General features: G+C 70.7%; 17 protein-coding genes. 10 read left to right on the top strand and 7 right to left on the bottom strand.

Annotated features, from left to right (window positions below):
• Window positions 1-11: 11 nt before the first annotated feature.
• The 4 genes from R8Z57_RS00750 to R8Z57_RS00735 all read right to left on the bottom strand — a co-directional run bounded on the left by R8Z57_RS00750 (window position 12) and on the right by R8Z57_RS00735 (window position 5,995).
• On the bottom strand, window positions 12-932 hold the full coding sequence (locus R8Z57_RS00750) for a sugar ABC transporter permease (RefSeq protein WP_318351849.1): 921 nt from the start codon (window positions 930-932) through the stop codon (window positions 12-14).
• A complete protein-coding gene (locus R8Z57_RS00745; RefSeq protein ID WP_318351848.1) occupies window positions 932-2,554 on the bottom strand; it encodes an ABC transporter permease subunit in 1,623 nt (540 codons plus the stop codon). Before R8Z57_RS00745 ends, R8Z57_RS00750 begins: the two co-directional genes overlap by 1 nt.
• Window positions 2,555-2,708: 154 nt before the next feature.
• The gene (locus R8Z57_RS00740) at window positions 2,709-3,935 is read right to left on the bottom strand and encodes a maltose ABC transporter substrate-binding protein (protein WP_318351847.1); all 1,227 of its coding nucleotides are present in this window, start codon (window positions 3,933-3,935) and stop codon (window positions 2,709-2,711) included.
• 41 nt (window positions 3,936-3,976) lie between these two features.
• Window positions 3,977-5,995: a beta-galactosidase gene (locus tag R8Z57_RS00735; RefSeq protein WP_318351846.1), complete on the bottom strand. Its 2,019-nt coding sequence runs from the start codon at window positions 5,993-5,995 to the stop codon at window positions 3,977-3,979.
• A gap of 212 nt (window positions 5,996-6,207) precedes the next feature.
• On the opposite strand from R8Z57_RS00735, the gene R8Z57_RS00730 reads away from it, so the two are divergent.
• The 4 genes from R8Z57_RS00730 to R8Z57_RS00715 all read left to right on the top strand — a co-directional run bounded on the left by R8Z57_RS00730 (window position 6,208) and on the right by R8Z57_RS00715 (window position 10,464).
• Window positions 6,208-7,215 carry a LacI family DNA-binding transcriptional regulator gene (locus R8Z57_RS00730; protein ID WP_318352699.1) on the top strand — a complete coding sequence of 336 codons (1,008 nt, stop codon included), beginning with the start codon at window positions 6,208-6,210 and terminating at the stop codon, window positions 7,213-7,215.
• A 102-nt stretch (window positions 7,216-7,317) separates the two neighbouring features.
• Entirely contained in the window at window positions 7,318-8,895 is a 1,578-nt protein-coding gene (gene metG, locus R8Z57_RS00725) for a methionine--tRNA ligase (protein ID WP_318351845.1), read from the top strand.
• 117 nt (window positions 8,896-9,012) lie between these two features.
• Window positions 9,013-9,924, top strand: a complete 912-nt coding sequence (locus R8Z57_RS00720) for a TatD family hydrolase (protein WP_318352698.1) — start codon at window positions 9,013-9,015, stop codon at window positions 9,922-9,924.
• Between the two features lie 3 nt (window positions 9,925-9,927).
• Window positions 9,928-10,464, top strand: a complete 537-nt coding sequence (locus R8Z57_RS00715) for an NUDIX hydrolase (RefSeq protein WP_318351844.1) — start codon at window positions 9,928-9,930, stop codon at window positions 10,462-10,464.
• A 43-nt stretch (window positions 10,465-10,507) separates the two neighbouring features.
• Here R8Z57_RS00715 and R8Z57_RS00710 read toward each other — a convergent pair whose 3' ends face one another.
• Both R8Z57_RS00710 and R8Z57_RS00705 read right to left on the bottom strand, forming a co-directional pair.
• Complete coding sequence (locus R8Z57_RS00710; protein WP_318351843.1) at window positions 10,508-11,812, bottom strand: MFS transporter; 1,305 nt, start codon at window positions 11,810-11,812, stop codon at window positions 10,508-10,510.
• A gap of 44 nt (window positions 11,813-11,856) precedes the next feature.
• Window positions 11,857-13,320 (bottom strand): sugar porter family MFS transporter, encoded by a 1,464-nt coding sequence (locus R8Z57_RS00705; RefSeq protein ID WP_318351842.1) that lies wholly within the window; start codon window positions 13,318-13,320, stop codon window positions 11,857-11,859.
• A 169-nt stretch (window positions 13,321-13,489) separates the two neighbouring features.
• Here R8Z57_RS00705 and rsmA point away from each other — a divergent pair, with 169 nt between their 5' ends.
• Window positions 13,490-14,350, top strand: coding sequence for a 16S rRNA (adenine(1518)-N(6)/adenine(1519)-N(6))-dimethyltransferase RsmA (gene rsmA / locus R8Z57_RS00700; RefSeq protein WP_318351841.1), 861 nt, complete (start codon window positions 13,490-13,492; stop codon window positions 14,348-14,350).
• Window positions 14,351-14,469: 119 nt separating this feature from the next.
• On the top strand, window positions 14,470-15,420 hold the full coding sequence (locus R8Z57_RS00695) for a phosphodiesterase (protein WP_318351840.1): 951 nt from the start codon (window positions 14,470-14,472) through the stop codon (window positions 15,418-15,420).
• On the opposite strand, the gene R8Z57_RS00690 is transcribed toward R8Z57_RS00695, so the two are convergent.
• Entirely contained in the window at window positions 15,368-16,954 is a 1,587-nt protein-coding gene (locus R8Z57_RS00690) for a stealth conserved region 3 domain-containing protein (RefSeq protein ID WP_318351839.1), read from the bottom strand. The genes R8Z57_RS00695 and R8Z57_RS00690 overlap by 53 nt on opposite strands.
• Before the next feature lie 210 nt (window positions 16,955-17,164).
• Here R8Z57_RS00690 and R8Z57_RS00685 point away from each other — a divergent pair, with 210 nt between their 5' ends.
• The 4 genes from R8Z57_RS00685 to R8Z57_RS00670 all read left to right on the top strand — a co-directional run bounded on the left by R8Z57_RS00685 (window position 17,165) and on the right by R8Z57_RS00670 (window position 21,731).
• Entirely contained in the window at window positions 17,165-18,232 is a 1,068-nt protein-coding gene (locus R8Z57_RS00685) for an aldo/keto reductase (protein ID WP_318351838.1), read from the top strand.
• Window positions 18,229-19,155 carry a 4-(cytidine 5'-diphospho)-2-C-methyl-D-erythritol kinase gene (locus R8Z57_RS00680; protein WP_318351837.1) on the top strand — a complete coding sequence of 309 codons (927 nt, stop codon included), beginning with the start codon at window positions 18,229-18,231 and terminating at the stop codon, window positions 19,153-19,155. Before R8Z57_RS00685 ends, R8Z57_RS00680 begins: the two co-directional genes overlap by 4 nt.
• 55 nt (window positions 19,156-19,210) lie before the next feature.
• Window positions 19,211-20,584, top strand: a complete 1,374-nt coding sequence (locus tag R8Z57_RS00675) for a GNAT family N-acetyltransferase (protein WP_318351836.1) — start codon at window positions 19,211-19,213, stop codon at window positions 20,582-20,584.
• Between the two features lie 94 nt (window positions 20,585-20,678).
• A complete protein-coding gene (locus R8Z57_RS00670) occupies window positions 20,679-21,731 on the top strand; it encodes an iron ABC transporter substrate-binding protein (RefSeq protein WP_318351835.1) in 1,053 nt (350 codons plus the stop codon).
• The last annotated feature ends 73 nt before the right edge of the window (window positions 21,732-21,804 follow it).

The following is a 21,804-nucleotide window of genomic DNA, read 5'->3' as shown; positions in this document are numbered from 1 at the left end:
TGGGCTGGAAGTCAGCCCTTGACGGACCCCGCGGTGAGGCCGCCGACGATGTAGCGCTGCAGCGACAGGAACAGGACGAGCACGGGGATGGCTGCGATCACGGCACCGGCCGCGAACAGACCCCAGTTGGAGGCGAGCTGGTTCGAGACCCACTGGTACATGCCGACGGCGAGGGTCCAGTTGTCTTCGGAGACGAGCACGATCTTGGCGATGATGTAGTCACCGAAAGCGGCGATGAAGGCCAGGAGCGCGACCACGGCGAGGATCGGCGTCACCAGGGGGAAGATGAGCCGCCAGAAGATCTGCGCGTGCGTGGCGCCGTCGATCTTGGCGGATTCGTCGATCTCGATCGGCACGGTGTTGAAGAAGCCGTACATCAGGAAGGTGTTCACCCCGAGCGCGCCGCCGAGGTACACGCAGATGAGTGCGATCTTGGAGTTGAGCCCGAGCGCGGGTATCACTTCGCCGAGTCCCAGCAGCATCAGGAAGATCGCGACGAAGGCGAGCGCCTGGGGGAACATCTGGATGATGAGCAGACCCGTGAGGCCGGCGCGACGCCCGGAGAACCGGAAGCGCGAGAAGGCATACGCGGCGGCGGCCCCCATGAGAACCGCGCCGACCGACGCGATGCCGCCGATCAGCAGGGTGTTGCCCGCCCAGGTCCAGAAGCTGGTCGCGCCGAGGGCCGCGTAGTTCGACAGATCCACCACGCTGAAGAGGGCGTTGCTCGCGGCGAGCGTGCCGTTCGGGTTGAGCGATGCCGACAGCACGTACACCAGTGGGAAGATCGCGTAGAAGATCACGACGGCGGCCAGCAGGTACTTCCAGCCCACCTCGAGCAGCCAGCGGCGGCGACGGGCGGAGCGCCGGTCGCGCGGCGCGCCGGGGATGCGGGTGGTCGCTCCAGCGGCGACATCGGCGGCGGTGGACATCACTGGAACTCCTCGAGCTTGCGGGTCTGACGGAACGCGATCGCCGAGATGCCCCCGACGACGGCGAACACGAGGATCGACAGCGCGCTCGCGAGGCCGTAGTCCGCCGCGCCGCCCGACACCCCGGAGATGTCGTAGATGGCGGAGATCAGGATGTCGGTGGCCCCGAGCGCGTACGGGGCGCCGGGGATCGCCGGTCCGCCGTTGTTGAACATGTAGATGACCGTGAAGTTGTTGAAGCTGAACGCGAAGGACGAGATCAGCAGCGGCGCGGTGGCCACGAGAACCAGCGGCAGGATGATCGAGCGCAGCTGCCGCGAGCGGCCCGCGCCATCCAGCGACGCGGCCTCGAGAGTGTCCTGCGGCAGCGCCTGTAGCGCTCCCGTGCACACGAGGAAGTAGTACGGGTAGGTGAGCCACAGATTCACCCACACGACTGCGGCACGGGCGAGCCACGGATCGCCCAGCCAGTTGATGTTCGCGCCGAAGAAGAACAGGTCGTTGATGACACCGAACTCGGCGTTGAACATGCCGCGGAACAGCAGCGCAGACATGAATGCCGGGAAGGCGTACGGGAGGATGTACAGCGTCCTGAGGAACCGCCTGCCCTTCAGCCGCGCGTCGTTGTAGATGAGCGCGAGCAGCAGCCCGAGTGCGAACGGCAGAACGACAGACAGCGTTGCGAACGCAAACGTCCACACCGTGACCGAGAGCAGCGTCTGCGCGAGCGCCGGGTCGGTGAACAGCCGGAGGAAATTCTCGAAGCCGACGTTCACGTACCAGCCGGCAGGCAGCGCCGAGCCGTCCTCGGCGACGAAGGAGCCCGTGTCGCTCGCCGTGTAGACGGTGCCGGTCGTGGTGTCGGTGATGGTCTGGGTCTCGGCATCCCAGACCAGGGTCGACTCGTAGACCGCACCCGACGAGCCGTCGCGGGTGCGGATCGACCCGTCGTTGGGGTCTTCCGAGACCGGCACGCGCAGGCCGGCGATCTGCTCCTGCAGCGCGGCGTCGGTGATGACGGTGGCGCGAGGGACGACGTCCCAGCCGGGAACTTCGGTCGGAGCGCCGGCGCTGCCCACTTCGGCGCCCCGGGCCTCCTCGAGGGGCTGTTCGGCAGAGCCGACGAGGACGTCGCCGTTTTCGTCCATGATCGCGAATCCGAGCTCGCCGACGCGCTCGACGACGGAGAGCGGGTAGGTGGGCGAGTCGTCGATACGGCGCTCGCCCTGGATGAGGGCGGCCTCGACCGCCTGCTCCTGGGTGCCGGCGTGGCCGGTGCCGTAGTTCGTGAAGGCGATGTAGGCGGTGTAGCCGAAGATGAAGACCTGGAAGACGAGCAGGAACACCAGCCCGGGCAACAGGTACTTGAGCGGCAGCGCGCGCTTGGTGAAATAGACGATGTCGGCGGCAAGGAGCAGCACGAGCGTCGCCGAGAACACCACCCACGACTCTGCGCGCAAGGCGCTCAACAGGGTCATCACGCCGAAGGCGTTCACGAGAGCCATCAGGCCGAGTTTCGCGAGGAAACCCCAGCCGAGGCCCCGCCAACGGCGCGCGTGAGATTCGCGCGGCGGCGTCTGCACCGGCGCCGGGGTCGTGGTGGGTCGGGAGTCCACCGTCATGCGTCTGCTCCTGTCACCGGCCTCATCGCCGGGCGTGAGGGAATCGATCGGTCGATCGGGAAGTGGGTGGGATCCGGGAGGCGGGGAGAGGCACTCACCCGCCTCCCGGAGCATGTCGGTCACCGTGCCGGTGACCGGGTTCAGGCGACCGGGATCAGCCCTCGACCGCGGCCTGGACGTCGGAGACCATGGTGTTCCATGTCGACACGGGGTCTGCGCCGCTGATGATCTGCGACTGCGCCGCGTTCCAGAGGTCCCAGACCGACCCCATCTCGGGGATGCTCGGCATCGGAACGCCGTTCTGCGCCGAAGCGAGGAAGCCCGCGATGACCGGGTCGGATGCCACCTCCGAGGCGAGCGTCGACCACGCGGGGATGCGCGGGTCGGCCTCGTACAGGGCGCGCTGCGCCTCCTCGGTTCCGAGATAGTTCACGAGGAACTCCTGCGCGAGCAGCGCGTTCTTCGACTGCGAGCTCAGGTAGAAGCCCTGCACGCCCACGAACGGAGCGGCGGTCTCGCCGCCGGCCGACGGGATCGGGTTGACCGCGATGTTCGCGACATCGGGATACGCGCTGATCGCCCACGGGCCCTGGATCGTGTAGGGCGCCTTGCCGCTGTTGAACAGCTCGTTGTTGATGTCGTAGTCGACGGTCGTCGAGATGTAGCCGGTGCCGGCGGTGCCGTTGGCTCCGAGCCACGTCGCGAAGGCCTCGCCCGCCGCGCCGCCCATGCCGACCTCGGTGGTGTACGAGCCCGACGCGTCCTGCACGAACACGGGGGCGCCGAACGACGTCTGGAAGCCGTACATCGTGTAGCCGTCCCCTGTCTCGCCCGCCGTGTTGATGACGAACGGGCGCTCGGCGCCGGACGCCAGGCCCTTCTGGATCATCTCGTCCCACGTCGCGGGGGCGTCGGCGCCGACGAGATCGACGTTCTGGACGAGCGCGATGGTCTCGAGCGAGTACGGGAGGGCGTACAGCTGACCGTCGTAGGTCATGGCCTCGAGAGCGACGGGCTCGAACTCCGACGCCTTGTCGCCGAGGTCGATCGTGTCGACCACACCGGCGGCGACGAGCGCGCCGAGCCAGTCGTGGGCGCCGACCGTGATGTCCGGACCCTCGCCGGTCGGCACCTGCGCGATGAAGTCGTTGCGGAGGTCCTCGAAGTTCTTCTTGACGATCTCGACGGTCGCGCCGGTCTCCTCCTCGAAGGCCTTCGCGGCGTCCTTGACCGCCGTCTGGCGCTCCTCATCGGTCCAGATGACGAGCTTCGCGCTGCTGTCGGCCTCGCTGCTCTCTTCGGACGAGCCGCCGGCCGCGCAGCCGGCGAGGACGACCGCGGCCGTGAGCGCCAGCGCTCCGAATGCGATCTGCTTTCGCATGATTTCCCTTTCGGTTGTGTGTGTTGCAGGGTTCGTATGGGTCAGGGGATGTGCGGGGCGCGGATGACCGCGACCCCGCCGGCGGGCACGAGGAACTCGTCCTCCACCTCCGCGCCGGTGAGAAGCTCGACGCCGGACGCGGCGAGGGCGACGGCGTCGTCGCGGTGGTTGACCGCGATGGTGTAGTCCGCGTCATCACCGCGGCGCATGACGACCTCGAGGCCTTCGGGAAGGTCCGAGGGGGCGACGCCCGCGTCGGCGTACACGTCGGACATCACGGTGCGGAGCCCCGCCGCATCCAGCCGGGTGCTGATGTACCAGCCGTGTCCGGTGCCGTGCGCGTGACGCGTGACCGCTGCCTTACCGGCCCCCGGGCCGTCGACGTACGTCGCCTTCACCTCGGCGCCGTGCAGCACGAGATCCTCCTGCCACGCGTCGGCGAGGAGCCTGGCGGATGCCGGGCCCGTCCACTCGACGGCGTGGCGGGCGCCCTCACGCAGGGGGAGGAACTCCTCGACGACGATGCCGAGCGCATCCCGCAGCGGCGCGACGAAGCCGCCGAGGTGCACCGCGTCGTTCTCGTCGACGATGGCCGAGAAGAACGACACCACGAGCGTGCCCCCCGCCTCCACGTAGCGCGTCAGGTTCGCCGCGTCGGCGGTGTTCAGCAGGTACTGGGCGGGTGCGAGCACGAGCTTGTAGCCGGAGAGATCCTGGCCCGGGAGCGCGAAGTCGACCGTGATGCCGTCGCGCCAGAGGCGCTCGTAGAAGGCGCGGATCTGCTCGGCGTGCGAGACGTCGACCGACGGGCGCCACTCGAGGTCCTGGGCCCAGAACGATTCGAAGTCCCACAGGATCGCGACGTCCGCAGCGACGCGCGAACCGCGCACCTCTTCGAGGCGCCCAAGGGCGTCGCCGAGCTCGACCACCTCCCGCCACACGCGGGAGGCGGTGCCGGCGTGGGGGACCATCGCCGAGTGGAACTTCTCGGCGCCCGAGCGCGAGGCGCGCCATTGGAAGAAGAGGATCGCGTCGGCGCCGCGCGCGAGGTGGGTCAGTGAGTTGCGCGCCATCTCGCCCGGGCGCTTCGCCACGTTCCGCGGCTGCCAGTTCACGGCCGACGTGGAGTGCTCCATCAGGATCCACGGCGCCCCGCCGCCGACCGACCGGGAGAGGTCCGCGGCGATCGCCAGCCCGATCTCGCCTTCGCAGTCCGCCGCCCACAGGTAGTGGTCGTCCGACACGATGTCGACCTCGCGCGCCCACGCCCAGAGGTCCGTCGTCCAGCTCTGGTTCGCCATGAAGTTCGTCGTGATCGGCTGCGACGCGTGGGCGCGGATGGCGTCGCGCTCAGCGACGAAGCAGGCCCGGAGCTGGTGGTCGGTGAAGCGTGCGAAGTCGAGGCGCTGCGCGGGGTTCACCACCGAGGGTGCTGCGGCCGGTGCGCCGACGTGGTCCCACTCGCCGTAGCGCTGGCCCCAGAAGGTCGTGCCCCATGCGGTGTTGAGCGCGTCGAGGGTGGCGTACTTGTCGCGGAGCCACCCGCGGAACGCCCGCACCGATTGCTCGGAGTAGTCCTCGCCGACGGGAACGCCGTACTCGTTGTGCACGTGCCACATCACCACTGCAGGGTGCGAGCCGTAGCGCTCGGCCAGTGCCGAGGCGATTCGGACGATCGCCGCGCGGTAGGCCGGAGACGCATGCGAGGCCATGCCTCGAGCGCCGAAGCCCATCGTGACGCCGTCGCGCGAGACGACGCGGGCGTCGGGATGGTCGGCGAAGAACCACGCCGGGGGAGAGGCGGTGGGCGTGCCGAGGTCGACCGAGATGCCGTTCTCGTGCAGCAGGTCCAGCAGCTCGTCGAGCCACTCGAAGTCGAACACGCCTTCGCTCGTCTCGAGCAGTGCCCACGCGAAGATGCCCACGCTCACGAGATTCACGCCGGCTTCGCGCATGAGGACGACGTCTTCGCGCCACACCTCTCGCGGCCACTGCTCGGGGGTGTAGTCGCCTCCGTAGGCGATACCCCGGATCTCAGGCCAGCGGTCGGGCGAGGTCATAACACTCCATCGGGTCGTGTGCAGGTGCGGTCCTGCAAGAAGGCGGTGGCCGGCGTCGCATGACTGTGACCGGTCACAGTTTTACCCGACCGCGCGGGTACAGCGTGAACTGGACCCCGGAACCGTTACGCAACTGTGACCGGTCACAGGTTTCGTCGTGTCGACGGGTGGAGCGTCGCTCGACCGGGGTAGAGTCGCTGGTCGTGGAGGAGATGACGTCCGTGCGACGCAAGCCGACGATCCGTGATGTCGCGGCCGCTGCGGGTGTCTCGCGCGGAACCGTGTCTCGCGTCATCAACGGCGGTCACTGGGTGTCGCCGGACGCACGCGTCGCTGTCGAGGAGGCGATCCGTCGCACCGGCTACACCGCGAACCACGCCGCGCGCAGCCTCGCGACGGGCCGGGCGGGTTCACTGGCGTTCCTCCTGACCGAGCCGCAGCACCTCCTTTTCCAGGATCCGACCTTCGCCCTTCTGCTGCGCGGGGCGGCCGAGGCGCTCGCCCAGCGCTCGATGACGCTGGTCCTTCTCGTGGCGGGAACCCCCGCGGAGCGGGCCAACGTCGCCCACTTCGTCCGCGCGGGCCACGTCGACGGCGTGCTTCTCATCTCCTCGCACGAGGCCGATCCGCTGGTGGACGAGCTGCTAGAGGCGGGCGTGCCCACCGTGTGCTGCGGCATCCCGCTCGGTCACGAGTCGCAGGTGCTGACGGTGTCGGTGGACGAGGTGGGTTCGGCGCGCGAGATGACACGGTACCTGCGCAATCGCGGGTACCGCCGGATCGGCATGATCGCGGGCCCGCACGACACCCCGGGCGGGAAGTTCCGGCTCGTGGGCTTCGAGGAGGAGATGGGCGCGGACTTCGATTCCGCCCTCGTCGAGGAGGGCGACTACAGCCAGGAGTCCGGCGCACTCGCGATGTCGCGACTGCTGGAGCGCTCCCGCGACATCGATGCCGTCTTCGCCGCGAGCGACCTCATGGCGGCGGGCGCGGTGGCGACCCTGCGCAAGGCCGGGCTGCGTGTGCCGGACGACGTGGCCGTCGCGGGCTTCGACGACTCCGGCATGGCCGCCACCCACGAGCCGCCGCTGACCACCATGCGGCAGCCGTGGGAGCGGATCAGCGAGGGCATGGTGTCGTTGCTGCTCCAGCTGATCGACGGTGCGCTGCCCGAGCCGATCACGCTCCCGACCACTCTGGTGGTGCGCGAGAGCGCCTGACACCGGACCGCGGATTATGACGTTCGCGGGCCCATGGGCGGCTTCTGCCGGGGCTTCGGTCACAGCGCCGGGGGCGGCATCCGCTCGAACTAGACTCGTCGGGTGACTTCCGGCCCCTCGTCCTTCTACATCACGACGCCGATCTACTACCCGAGCGACGTGCCCCACATCGGCCACGGCTACACCACCGTGGCGGTCGACACCCTCGCGCGCTGGCACCGCCAGGCGGGCGACGACACGTGGATGCTCACCGGCACCGACGAGCACGGCCAGAAGATGATGCGCGCCGCCAGTGCGAACGGCGTCACGCCGCAGCAGTGGGTCGACAAGCTCGTGGGCGAGTCGTGGTTCCCGCTGCTGAAGACGCTCGACGTCGCGAACGACGACTTCATCCGCACCACGCAGCCCCGCCACGAGGAGCGCGTGCGCGCCTTCGTGCAGGCGATCTACGACCGCGGCTACATCTATGCCGGCGAGTTCGAGGCGCTGTACTGCGTGGGCTGCGAGGAGTTCAAGACCGAGGCCGAGATCGTCGACGGCACCGGGCCGTTCGAGGGGCTCAAGGTCTGCGCGATCCACTCGAAGCCGCTCGAGCTGCTCCAGGAGAAGAACTACTTCTTCAAGCTCAGCGAGTTCCAGGACCGCCTGCTCGACCTGTACGCGTCGACGGACTTCATCCGTCCGGAGTCGGCGCGCAACGAGGTCGTGTCGTTCGTGAAGAACGGCCTCAAGGACCTCTCGATCTCGCGGTCGACGTTCGACTGGGGCATCAAGGTGCCGTGGGACGAGACGCACGTCATCTACGTGTGGGTCGACGCCCTGCTCAACTACGCGACCGCGATCGGGTACGGCACCGACCCGGAGGAGTTCGCGCGCCGCTGGCCCGCGTACCACGTGGTCGGCAAAGACATCCTGCGCTTCCACGCCGTCATCTGGCCGGCGATGCTCATGGCCGCGGGTGTCGAGGTGCCGCGCGGCGTCTTCGCGCACGGCTGGCTGCTGGTCGGCGGCGAGAAGATGTCGAAGTCCAAGCTCACCGGCATCGCCCCCACCGAGATCACCGACGTGTTCGGCTCGGACGCCTACCGCTTCTACTTCCTCTCGGCCATCGCGTTCGGCCAGGACGGCTCGTTCTCGTGGGAGGACCTGTCGGCCCGCTACCAGGCCGAGCTCGCCAACGGCTTCGGCAACCTCGCCTCGCGCACGACCGCGATGATCGAGCGCTACTTCGAGGGCGTCGTTCCGCCGCCGGGCGCCTACACCGACGCCGACCTGCGCATCCAGAAGACCGTGGCGGATGCCGCCACCGCCGCCGACGCCGCCATCGAGCGGTTCCGCATCGACGAGGCCATCGCGTCGATCTGGACGATCGTCGACGCGCTGAACCTCTACATCACCGAGAACGAGCCGTGGGCGCTGGCTAAGGACGAGGCGCAGCGCGCGCGCCTCGGCACCGTGCTCTACACGGCCGCCGAGGGACTGCGGGCGCTCGCGGTGCTGCTGTCGCCGGTGATGCCGGTCGCTACCGAGAAGCTGTGGGTGGCGCTCGGCGCCGCCGAGTCGCTCGGACGCCTGCACGACCAGCCCATCCGCGAGGCCGGCGCCTGGGGTGTGCTGAAGCCCGGCACGTCGGTGAACGGGCTCGCCCCGCTCTTCCCGCGCGTGGAGCAGTCGGTCTGACCCCACCCAGGCGTCCGTGTCCCACTTTCAACGATCCATGTCCCGATTCCGGCCCCAAGAGGGGGGCCTTGGGAACGAAAGTGGGACATGCGCCGAGCACAGGATGCGAGACGCATGATGGCTGAACCCCGGGTGCCGTACCCCGACGCGGCGGCGGACCCCTCGCAGTACGTGCGCACCCGCGAGAAGGGCTCGCGCGACGTCACCTACCCCGACGCGCCCGAGCCCCTCGCGGTGCCGGTATACGACAACCACGCGCACCTCGAGATCGAGGACGGCGTCGGGCTCGACCTCGATGAGCAGCTCGAGCGCGCCACGGCCGTCGGTGTCGTCGGCGTCGTGCAGGCCGGGGGCGACATCGAGTCGAGCCGGTGGTCGGCGTGGGCCGCGGCATCCCATCCCCGCGTCCTCGCGGCGGTCGCCATCCATCCGAACGAGGCGCCCGCGTACCAGGAGGCGGGGCGGCTCGACGAGGCGATCGCCCTGATCGACGAGCTGGCGGCGCAGCCGCGCGTGCGCGCGATCGGCGAGACGGGCCTGGACTTCTTCCGCACCGAGGCCGACGGCATCCCCGCCCAGGTCGAGAGCTTCGAGGCGCACATCGCCCTCGCGAAGAAGCACGGCATCGCGATGCAGATCCACGACCGCGACGCGCACGACGCGGTGCTCGAGACGCTCGAGCGCGTGGGCGCTCCCGAGCGGACGGTGTTCCACTGCTTCTCGGGCGACGCCGACATGGCGCGGATCGCGGGGGAGCGCGGCTACTGGCTGTCGTTCGCGGGCAACGTGACGTTCAAGAACGCGCAGAACCTCCGCGATGCGCTCGCGGTGATCCCGCGCGAGCGGATCCTGGTCGAGACGGATGCCCCGTTCCTCACTCCGACGCCGCACCGCGGTCGTCCGAACGCCCCCTACCTGATCCCGGTGACGGTGCGCTTCATGGCCGCCGAGCTGGACGTCGACGTCGACGAGCTGTGCGCGCAGATCGCCGCGAACACGCTCGCTGTCTACGGGAGCTTCGAGGACTGAGCCGTGGAGGGCGAGCTCTGGGATCTGGTGGATGCCGCGGGCACGCCTGTCGGCCTGACCCACTTGCGCGCCGACCCCGCCTTCCCCGCGGGTCTGTTCCACGTCGTCGCGTCGGTGTGCGTGGTGCGCGGCGACGGCCGGGTGCTCATGACCCGGCGTGCGGCGGCGAAGGACTGGGGCCTCACGTGGGAGTTCCCGGCGGGGAGCGCCCTCGCCGGCGAGACCAGCGCCGAGGCGGCGGCCCGCGAGCTGCACGAGGAGACCGGCGTGCGTGTCGAGGTCGAGCAGCTCGAGCTCGTCGGGCGGCTGACTGAGCGCATCGCGCTCTTCGACGTGTACGTCACCCACGTGCCGGGCGACCCGGCGCTCGCCCCCGACCCCGAGGAGGTGTGCGAGAGCGCGTGGGTGCCGTTCGCCGAGGCGCTCCGCCGCGCGGATGCCGGCGTGATGGCCGGCCCCTGGGCGCCGCGCCTCGCGCAGCTGGGCGCGCGGCTCGGTGAGCTCGTCGATACCGGGGATTCGCGCCGAGACCCGGGGTGACGCCCCGCGTCTCGACCGAGACGCCGTGTCTCGGCGACGGCGGTCAGTCGCGCAGCGGCAGACCGCCCGCGCCCGGCTCCTCGTCGCCCGCGACCTCGTCGGCCTCATCGGGGTCGAGCACCGGCTTCGCGGCCGCGATGTGCGAGATCGAGCGCCACACCAGCGCGAGCGTGATCGCCGAGCCGGCGAACGCGAACCACCACGGCGCGGTCAGGCCGAACAGCTGCGCGAGCACCCCGCCGATGAACTGCCCGATCACGAGGCCGCCGAACACGCCGACCATGTTGACCGAGGCGATGCGGCCCTGCAGCTCCATCGGCACGAGCCGCTGGCGGACGGTCGTCGAGATCGTGCCCCACACGAACGCGTACAGCCCGAAGCCGAACATGATCATGAAGGCCACCACCGACGACGTCGTGAGCGCGAAGCACAGGTGCATGAGCACCTCGAGCGACAGGCACACCCGCATCAGCGTCGAGAACGACACGTGCTTCTCGAGCCACCCGAAGCTGAAGACCGCGATGATGCCGCCGAGCGCGGAGGCGGTGGTGAGCGCGCCGTAGCCGACCGGCCCCATGCCCAGGTGCTCGGTGGAGTAGAGCACCAGGACTCCCCAGGGCGCCGCCCACGTGACGTTGAACACGAGGATGATGATGACGAGCGTGCGCACCGGCGCGTTGTGACGCAGCCAGTGCAGGCCCTCGCGGATCGCGTGCGCCTTCGTGCCCCGCTCGGATGCGGGGTGCTCGGGAACCGGCGTGCGCGCGATCCGCGAGATGAGCAGCACCGCCAGCGACACGCACAGCACCTGCAGCACGAACGGCCAGAACGAGCCGACCGCGAACAGGAAGGCGCCGAGCGGGGGCCCGGCGAGCTGATTGGCCACGAGATACCCCGCCTGCATGCGGGCGTTGCCGATGCCGAGGTCGGCGGGCTTGACGAGCATCGGCAGGAGCGTGCTGCCGGCGGAGTCGGCGAACACCTCGGCGGTGCCGTAGAGGAAGGCGGTCGCGAGCACGAGCCACACGGTGGCCTGGCCGGTCACCAGGAACACCACCAGCACGCCCACGATGACGGCTCGCAGGCCGTTGGCGAGCATCACCAGCCGCCGGCGGTCGTGGTGGTCGGCGACCGCCCCCGCGAGCAGTCCGAACAGCAGCCACGGCAGGAACTGCATCATGGCGCCCGCGGCCACGAGGATCGGCGACGAGGTGAGCGATGCGATCAGCAGCGGAGCCGCGGCCAGCGCGATCCCGTCGCCGAGGTTGCTCGTCCACGACGACGCGAGCAGCCAGCGGAAGTCCCTGCCCAGACGGCGTGGTGCGATGAGGTCGCCGAGCGAAGGCATCCGTTCATCCTAGAGCGGAAGACGGATGCCGCTGCCACCGCCCGTCAGCTCGCGGTCGGTGCGTCCTTCCGGTGCACGAACAGCGTCTCGGTCTGCTCGATGTCCATGCCCTTCGTCTCGGGGATGCGCCACGCGACGTAGACGAACGACAGCGCCGCGAACAGCGCGTACATGCCGTACGTGAGCGGCAGCGACCAGGCCGACATCGCCGGGAACGAGATCGTGATGAGGAAGTTCGCGATCCACTGCGCGCCGGCGGCGACGCCCAGCGCCTTGCCGCGGATGCGGCTCGGGAAGATCTCGCCGAGCAGGACCCACACGAGGGGTCCCCACGACGCCCCGAACCCGATCACGAAGATGTTCGCGGCCACGAGCGCGATGGGCCCCCACGGCGCCGGCAGCACGACAGCGCCCTCGGCGTCGGTCGTGGAGAAGAGGAACGAGATCGCCATGAGGCCGAGCGAGAGCGTCATGAGCACCGAGCCCGTGAGGAGGATCGGCTTGCGCCCGACGCGGTCGACCAGGAAGATCGCGACGAGCGTGACCAGGACGTTGGTGATCGAGGTCGCGACGCTGATCGTGAACGAGTCGCTCTCGTCGAACCCGACCGACTGCCACAGGCTGGTCGAGTAGTAGAAGATCACGTTGATGCCCACGAATTGCTGGAACACCGACAGGATGATGCCGACCCACACGATCCGCTGCAGGCCCAGCACCGGGCCGCGAAGCGAGACGCCGGCGTTCTTGCGGTCGGTCTCGATCGCGGTCTGGAGCTCCCGCATCGTCTGGTCGAGGTCGGCCTCCGGCACGAGGCGGGCGAAGATCGCTCGCGCCTCGTCGAAGCGGCCCTTCGAGATGAGGTAGCGCGGCGACTCGGGAAGGGTGAACGCCAGGATGCCGTAGACCGCCGAGGGCACGACGCCCACGAGGAACATCCACCGCCAGGCCTCGAGCCCCAGCCACAGCACGTTGTCGGCGCCCCCGGCGGTGTTGGCCAGGAGGGCGTCGGAGAGGAGGGCGGCGAAGATGCCGAGGGTGATGGCCAGCTGCTGCAGCGACGCCAGCCCGCCGCGGATCTGGCGCGGCGCGATCTCGGCGATGTAGGCCGGCGCCACGACCGACGCGATGCCGATGCCGAGGCCGCCGATGACGCGCCACAGCGCGAGATCCCAGGCCGAGAACGCGAGGCCGGCGCCGAGCGAGCTGACGAAGAACATGATGGCGCCGAGGAACATCACCCGCAGGCGGCCCCAGCGGTCCGAGAGGTTGCCGGCGATGATGGCGCCGACCGCGCAGCCGAGCAGGGCGATCGCGACGACGAAGCCGGTGATGACGTCGTTGAGCGCGAAGTCCTTCGAGATCGAGTCGACGGCGCCGTTGATGACCGACGAGTCGAAGCCGAACAGGAAGCCGCCGACCGCGGCGGCCACCGACAGGCCGATCGCGCGACGACCGTACGGGCTGCGCATCGAGAAGGCGCCGGTGGGGATCGACCCTGTCGTGTTCATGACCGTCACGGTAGCGGCCGTGCGGCCCCAGGGCGAGGGCCTCCGGCGCGCGTCGCCGTATGCTACGGCGCGGACGCAGGACGGATGCCGGCGGCATCCTTCCGCGCCGATCCGCCGGTGCGCGGGCCCGGCGCCGGGATCCCGGCGCGCTGATGGGTACAGTGAACGCATGCCCGTGACTCTTCTCGGCGCGGCCGAGATCCGCGCGCTCGCCGCCGAACTCGACGTCACGCCGACGAAGAAGCTCGGGCAGAACTTCGTCGTCGACGCCAACACGGTGCGCAAGATCGTGAGCGTCGCCGAGGTGCGCCCGGGCGACCGCGTGGTCGAGGTGGGGCCGGGTCTGGGATCGCTGACCCTGGCGATCCTCGAGGCCGGGGCCACGGTCACCGCGGTGGAGATCGACCACCGCCTCGCCGAGCGCCTGCCCGCGACCGCCGCGGCGCACGGCGTCGCGGACGGCGCGCTCACCGTCGTGGACGCCGATGCGCTGCGCGTCACGGAGCTGCCAGGAGACCCGGCCGTCCTCGTCGCCAACCTGCCCTACAACGTCAGCGTGCCGGTGCTGCTGCACTTCCTCGAGACCTTCCCGGGACTCGACCGCGGCGTCGTGATGGTGCAGGCCGAGGTGGGGGAGCGGCTCGCCGCTCCGCCCGGATCGAAGGTGTACGGCGCGCCGAGCGTCAAGGCGGCCTGGTATGGTCCGTGGCGCCTGGCGGGCACGGTGTCGCGCCAGGTGTTCTGGCCGGTGCCGAACGTCGACAGCGTGCTGGTCGGCTTCCGTCGCGACGTCGAGCCCCGCGGCGACGACGAGCTCCGCCGGCGCACGTTCGCGATCGTCGACGCGGCGTTCCAGCAACGGCGGAAGATGCTGCGGCAGGCGCTGTCTCAGGTGCTCGGCGGCTCGTCGGCCGCGGCATCCGCTCTCCTGGAACGCGCCGGCGTCGCCCCGACCGCGCGCGGCGAGGATCTCGGGATCGACGACTACGTCCGCATCGCCGAGACGGTCGCGGTCACCGGCCAGAGCTGAAATTCAGCGGATGTTCACCGCGCCATCGGGGTTCTCCCGAAACCTCCCGGTAACATTCCGGGCATCCGTCGTCCGGTAACACTGGCAGATCGCCACGCGGCGGAGCGGAGTGACCCGACATGCGCACCGCCGAGTATCCGGCCCCCGAACGCATCCTTCTGCACCTCAGCGACACCCACCTGCGCGCCGCGACGACGCCGCAGCTCTTCGACGCACTCGACGGTGCGGCCCGCCTCACCGAGGCGATCGCCGCGATCGAGGCGAGCGGCGTGCGCCCCGACGCCATCGTCTTCACCGGCGACCTCGTCGACCTCGGCGAGCCGGCGGCGTACGCCGACCTCCGCGCGCTCGTCGAGCCGTTCGCAGAGCGCCTCGGCGCGCGCGTGCTGTGGGTGATGGGCAACCACGACGAGCGCGGCGCGTTCCGCGCAGGGCTCCTGGACGAGGCCGCCGGGCCGGGTCCGATCGACCGGGTCGACGAGCTCGACGGCCTGCGCGTGATCACCCTCGACACGAGCGTGCCCGGCCACCATCACGGCGAGGTGCGCGACGAGCAGCTGGAGTGGCTCGGCGAGGTGCTGGCGACGCCGGCGCCGCTCGGCACGATCCTCGCGATGCACCACCCGCCGGTGCCGAGCGTGCTGCCCCTCGCCGCGAGCGTCGAGCTGTGCGACCAGGCCCGCCTGGCGGCGGTGCTGCGGGGCAGCGACGTCCGCGCGATCATCGCCGGGCACCTCCATTACTCGACCTTCGCGACGTTCGCGGGCATCCCGGTCTCGGTCGCGTCGTCGACCTGTTACGCGCAGGACCTCACCGTGCCCGTCGGCGGCACGCGCCCGCAGGACGGCGCGCAGGCCTTCAACCTGGTGCACGTGTACGACGACACCGTGGTGCACTCGGTCGTGCCGGTGTCGGCACCGCGCACGCTCGAGCACATCGACGCCGACGAGGCGCGCCGCCGCCTCGAGGCTGCCGGCGTCGCCCCGCTGACCGCGATCCGCGCCGCAGCTCCTGCCGCTACCGCCGCGCGGAGGGATGCGCCGACCGAGCCGATTCCCGTGCTGCGCTGAGCTCGTCGCGCTCCCAGGGCGCCCGCACCGGGAACATCCGCTCCAGCGCGCTGCGGATCGCCCGCACGCGGATCTCCTCGGCGACCTCCCTCTCGCCGCCGTCGTTCAGGCAGAACATGTCGGCGTCGCACCGCTCCGCGAGTCGCTCCATGAGCCGCAGCCCGCGGGGCAGGGTGGTCTGCGCGTAGCGGACGCGCGGTGCCCGCGTGGGGACCGCCCGCCCGGTCAGCAGCGCGTAGTAGTGGTAGAGGCTGTTGGTCACCGAGATGTCGGTCGCCGAGCGGAAGCGGGATGCCGCGGTCCGGGCGAAATCGTCGGGGAAGGCGTCTTCGAGCTCGGCCATCACGCTCTTGCGCAGGGGAGCAGCGCAGTGCTCCAGGTCGCGGACGATCGTCCGGCCGAACCGCTCCTTCAGCAGGGCGCGGTTCACGCGCAGCCCGTTGTCGTGGCCGCTGCGGTGCAGCGCCGGGTCGCCCGCGCCGATGCGCACCTCGCACTCGACGAACTTGGTGACGCCCGCCGGGGTGAAGAACATCTCCGGCGCGACGGCCCGCCCGAAGAACATGTCGTCGTTGGAGTAGAGGAAGTGCTCGGCGAGCCCGGGGATGCGGTGCAGCTGCGCCTCGACCGCGTGCGAGTTGTGGGTGGGCAGCACCGAGGGGTCGGCGAAGAACTCCTCGCTGCGCACGATGGTGACCTTCGGGTGGTCGAGCAGCCACGCCGGCGCGGGGGAGTCCGTCGCGATGAAGATGCGGCGCACCCACGGCGCGTACATGTGCACGCTGCGCAGGGCGTAGCGCAGCTCGTCCACGTGCCGGTACCGGGCAGGGCCGTCGTCCCCCTCGCCGACGACGTACTCCGCGAGCTGCGCGGCCCGCTGCCGGCGGAAGTCGCTCGACGAGCCGTCGACCCATGAGAAGACCATGTCGATGTCGTAGGTGACCTCGAGCGGGTGGGGATCGAACATCCCCGCCGGTGTGCGCCACACCCGGTCGTACCGTTCGACCGTGGTGCAGGCGACGTCCTCGGCGGCCGTGCGGCGGCGCATGAGCGCGTTGTCGCGCGGTGCCTCCACCGTCTCGGATCCGAACCGCCAGAACTCCAGGTGCACACCGAGGGCCGCGCCGTAGCGCAGCGACCCGCCGCGGGTGATGCGCGGGCGGAAGAGGCGCACCGTGGCGGGCGCGTCGGGGATCGGCGCCGCATCCGACGCGAGGACGGGTGGCCGTCCCTTGGCCTTCAGATACAGCGGCTCCCGCGTGCACAGCTCGGCGAGGGCGGCCAGCGCCGCCTCCCGGTGGGCGAGGTCGACCGCGAGCGCGGGCACCCCGCTGTCGTGGCGGATCAGGAGCGTCTCGATGCCGGCGTCGTCGAGGGCCGCGGCGACGAGCAGCAGGTCGGCTTCGCGCGCGTGGTGCGGCGCGACGTCGTCGTGCACGAGATGAAGGATGCCGCGATCGACGACGACGTCGCCGCGCTCGACGAGGACGCTCCACGGGTCGGCTGCGGGCGGCAGCGCAGACAGCAGGCTCATGCGTCCTCCTTCGGGGTGGGGAACCGGCCGGCGCGGAAGTGCGCGGGACCCGGTGTCGCCACCATAAGTGAGAGTCCGTTACGGGCGCGTTTCCGGCGAAGGCCCTTGACAGACGGTTCTGCCATGTGCCGTGCCCGCCTCCGGCCGGGTGGGGCTCGTATGCCGTGCCCGGCTCCTGCGCAGGCCCGCCGACATCGCTAGCCTGGACCGGTGAGCGAAGACGCGCGTTACCTGTCCCGTGGAGGAGACCTCCACCGCCCCTACACCGCCGCTGGCGAGCGCTATGACGGGGCGCAGTACCGCCGCGTCGGCACGTCGGGTCTCACGCTGCCCCCGGTGTCGCTCGGACTCTGGTGGAACTTCGGCGACAACATCCCGTTCGACAACCAGCGTGCGCTGCTGCGCCACGCGTTCGACCGCGGCATCACCCACTTCGACCTCGCGAACAACTACGGCCCGCCCTACGGCACCGCCGAGACCAACTTCGGCCGGATGATGCGCGAGGACTTCGCGCCGTACCGCGACGAGCTCATCATCTCGTCCAAGGCCGGGTACGACATGTGGCACGGTCCCTACGGCAACGGCGGGTCGCGCAAGTACCTCCTCGCCAGCGCCGAGCAGTCGCTGAAGCGCATGAGCGTCGACTACGTCGACATCTTCTACTCGCACCGCGTCGACCCCGACGTCCCCGTCGAGGAGACGGTGGGCGCGCTCGACACGCTGGTGCGGCAGGGCAAGGCGCTCTACGTCGGCATCTCGTCCTACAGCGCCGAGCGCACGGCGGTCGCGGCATCCGTCGCCCGTTCCCTCGGCACGCCGCTCGTGATCCACCAGCCGGCGTACTCGATCCTCAACCGCTGGGTGGAGGACGGCCTGACGGGCGTGCTGCGGCAGGAGGGCATGGGCGCCATCGCGTTCACGCCGCTCGCCCAGGGGCTGCTCACCGACAAGTACCTCGGCGACGGCTCTGCCGAGCGCGCCCAGCAGCGCGGATCGCTGCCCACCGGGTCGCTCAGCGAGAAGGGCCTGTCGACGCTGCGCTCCCTCGACGTCATCGCGAAGGAGCGCGGGCAGACGCTGGCGCAGATGGCGATCCAGTGGGTGCTGCGCGACCCGGTGGTCGCCTCGGCGCTCATCGGGGCCTCCCGCCCGGCGCAGCTCGACGAGAACCTGAAGGCGCTCGAGGGCCCGGCGTTCACGACCGAGGAGGAGGAGCGCATCGACGCCCTGTCGGACGGCATCGACGTCGATCTCTGGGCGGAATCGGCGAACCGGTGAGCCAGGCTCTCGCCGCCGATGGCGTCCGCGTGAGGGCGCCGGGCAAGCTCAACCTCTTCTTCGAGGTCGGCGGCGTGCAGGACGACGGCTACCACGACGTGGCGTCGGCCTACCAGGCGGTCTCGCTGTACGAGGACGTGTGGGCTTCGCCCTCCGACGAGTTCACGATCGCCGTCTCGGGCACCGTGGACGTCTCGGGCGTCCCGGCCGACGACCGCAATCTCGCCGTGCGCGCCGCGCGGCTCGTGGCGCAGCGCGTCGGTCACACCGGCGGCGTGCACCTCGACATCGTCAAGCACGTGCCGGTCGCCGGCGGTATGGGCGGAGGATCCGCGGATGCCGCGGCCGCCCTCGTCGCCTGCGACGCGCTGTGGGGAGCCGAGCTCGGCACCGCCGAGCTGCACAAGCTCGCCGCGCGGCTCGGCGCCGACGTGCCGTTCGCGCTCATGGGCGGGACGGCGGTCGGCACCGGGCGGGGCGACGAGCTGAGTCCCGCCCTGGCCAAGGGGCGGTTCGACTGGGTCGTCGTGCCGTCGCAGGCGGGGCTGTCGACGCCGGAGGTGTACGCGCACCTCGACCAGCTGCGCGCGCGTCCCGACATCGTCGCGGGTGCGCGCGTGCCGGCGGTGGACCCGGGGGTGCTGCAGGCGCTGCGCGCGGCCGACCCCGTCGCGCTCGCCGAGCACGCGCGCAACGACCTGCAGGTCGCGGCGCTGTCGCTGCGTCCGGAGCTGCGCGACGTGCTCGAGCTCGGCGAGGAGTCGGGCGCGCTCGCCGGGATGGTGTCGGGGTCCGGGCCTACGCTGGCCTTCCTGACGGGCGACCCCGAGTCGGCGCTCGAGCTGCAGATCACGCTGTCGGCCGCCGGGTACGAAGCGCTGCACGTGCACGGGCCGGTGGCCGGCGCCCGTGTGATCAACTGAGGCCGGCGGGCGCGCACCCGACCGGAGCCGTCCCTGCGACGGCGGAGAGGAACACATGACCACGCTCGATTCCCGCACCGTCGCCGTCGGCGAGGACGACCGGGCCGCCTTCCGGGCGGGACCCGTCGACGAGGAGTCGCGCTCGCGCCTCGCGGACGGCGGGCTGGAGTACCGGCGCGTCGCCGTCGAGGGCGACGACTACCCCTCGTGGCTGCAGTCGGTCGCCCGCGGCTTCCAGGACGGCGAGCGATCGGCCGAGCAGATCGCCGCGTCGCGGGAGCGCAGCGGCTACCGCCGCCTCACCGGCGTGTACGACCCGCAGGCGCCCGTCGCGGACGCCCCGGTCGCGACCATCGCCTCGTGGCTCGGGGAGCTCTCGGTGCCCGGGGACGCGGTGATCCCGTCCTGCGCGATCTCGGCGGTCACCGTGGCGCCGACGCACCGGCGCCGCGGCGTCGCGCGCGCGATGCTGGAGGGCGAGCTGCGGGCCGCGCATGCGGCCGGGGTGCCGATGGCGATGCTGACCGTGAGCGAGTCGCCGCTGTACGGGCGCTACGGCTTCGCCCCCGCGGCGGCCGGCGCGGAGTGGCGCATCGAGACCAAGCGCGCGGCGTGGATCGGTCCGCGCCCGGGGGGTCGGGTCGACTTCGTGAGCCGCGAGCGGGTGCGCGAGCTGCTGCCCGTCCTGCACGAGCGCGTGCGCCCGTCGGTCGCCGGCGAGATCGACGTGCCGGGCAGTCACTGGGACGGCTTCGCGGGCACCAATCCCGCGGCGGAGAAGACCGGCGAGAAGCGCGCCGTGCAGTACGCCGATGCCGACGGCGAGGTCCGCGGCGCCGCCGTGTACGCGGTGCGCGAGAACCACGAGGACTTCACCAAGGCGACCGTCGACGTCCACTACCTGCTGGCCGAGACCGACGACGCGTACGCCGCCCTGTGGCGCTTCCTCCTCGAGCTCGATCTGGTCGCCGAGGTGCACGCGTCCCAGCTGTCGGTCGACGAACCGCTCCTGTGGATGATCGCCGACCAGCGCGCCGCCAAGGTGACCGTGCGCGACCACCAGTACGTGCGGATCCTCGACGTCGTCGCGTCGCTCGAGACGCGCCGCTACGGCGGAGCGGGCACGCTGGTGCTCGACGTGTCGGACCCGCTCGGCATCGCCGCCGGCCGCTATCTTCTCGAGGTCGACGAGTCCGGGGCCGGGCGCGTGCGGAGCCTCGGAAGCGAGACGGTCGACGCGGTGACGGTGGCGCTCGGCGTGACCGAGCTCTCGGCCACGTACCTGGGTGGCGTCTCGCTCGCGACGCTGGCCGCGGCAGGACGCGTGACGGTGACGGATGCCGCGGCCGAGTCATCCGTGAATGCGCTCGCCATGGCGACCAGCGTGCTCGGCTGGCACACGGCGCCGCGGCTGAGCATTTGGTACTGAGCGTCCCGGCTCCGCGCCGACGAGGGAACCGGACGAAACACAAGGATCGCGTGCTTTAGGCTAGCCTTACCTGTCTGTTCTCGAGGGGTTCCCCATGCCTTCACGCCTCCCGTCTTCGGCGCGCCTGCGCGCCATCCTCGCCGCACCCGGTCTGATCGCGGCGCTCGCCCTCGCCGGCTGCGCCGGTGGTGCGGCCGGTGACGATGCCGCCGCCGATCCGGACGCCCTCGTCGTCTACAACGCGCAGCACGAGCAGCTCACCGAGGAGTGGGCCGACGCCTTCACGGCCGAGACGGGCATCGAGGTCGTGCTCCGCAACGGCGACGACAGCGAGCTGGCCAATCAGCTCGTGCAGGAGGGGACGGCGTCCAAGGCCGACGTGTTCCTCACCGAGAACTCGCCCGCCATGTCGCTCGTCGAAGAGGCGGGCCTCTTCGCTCCGGTGGACGAGTCCACGCTGGAGCTGGTGCCCGAGCAGTTCCGTCCGGCGTCGGGCCTCTGGACCGGGATCGCCGCACGCTCGACCGTGCTGGTCTACAACCCCGAGCTGATCTCGGAGAGCGAGCTTCCGGCATCCCTTCTCGACCTCGCCGACCCCGAGTGGAAGGGCAAGTGGGGTGCCGCGCCTGCGAAGGCCGACTTCCAGGCGATCGTGTCGGCCGTGCTCGCGACCCAGGGCGAGGACGGCGCGCGCGACTGGCTCGAGGGCATGGCCGAGAATGCGGTCGAGTATCGCAACAACATCGTCACCATGAAGGCGGTCAACGCCGGCGAGGTGCCCATGGGCATCATCTACCACTACTACTGGTTCCGCGATCAGGACGCCGCGGCCGAAGACAGCGCGAACACGGACCTGCACTACTTCGGCAACCAGGATCCGGGTGCCTTCGTCAGCATCTCGGGCGGCGGCGTGCTCGAGAACGCACCTCACGCCGACGAGGCGCAGCAGTTCCTCGCGTTCATCGCCGGTGAGCAGGGTCAGAAGATCCTCGGCGAGGGCTACAGCTTCGAATACCCCGTGGCGTCCGACGTGGCGGCGAAGCCCGAGCTGCCCCCGCTCGCGGAGCTCGACGCACCCGTGATCGACCCGTCGACCCTCAACGGGCCGGCGGTCATCGAGCTCATGACGGAAGCCGGACTCCTCTGACCCAGCTCCAGACGCGAACACCCGCGCGCGGCACGGACGAGAGGCGCCCGCCCGCCGCGCTCGTCGTCGTCGT

Origin of the sequence: Microbacterium sp. M3 (assembly GCF_033548675.1) — a bacterium.
Classification (GTDB): Bacteria; Actinomycetota; Actinomycetes; order Actinomycetales; family Microbacteriaceae; genus Microbacterium; species Microbacterium arthrosphaerae.
This window is presented reverse-complemented; position numbering and strand designations above follow the sequence as displayed.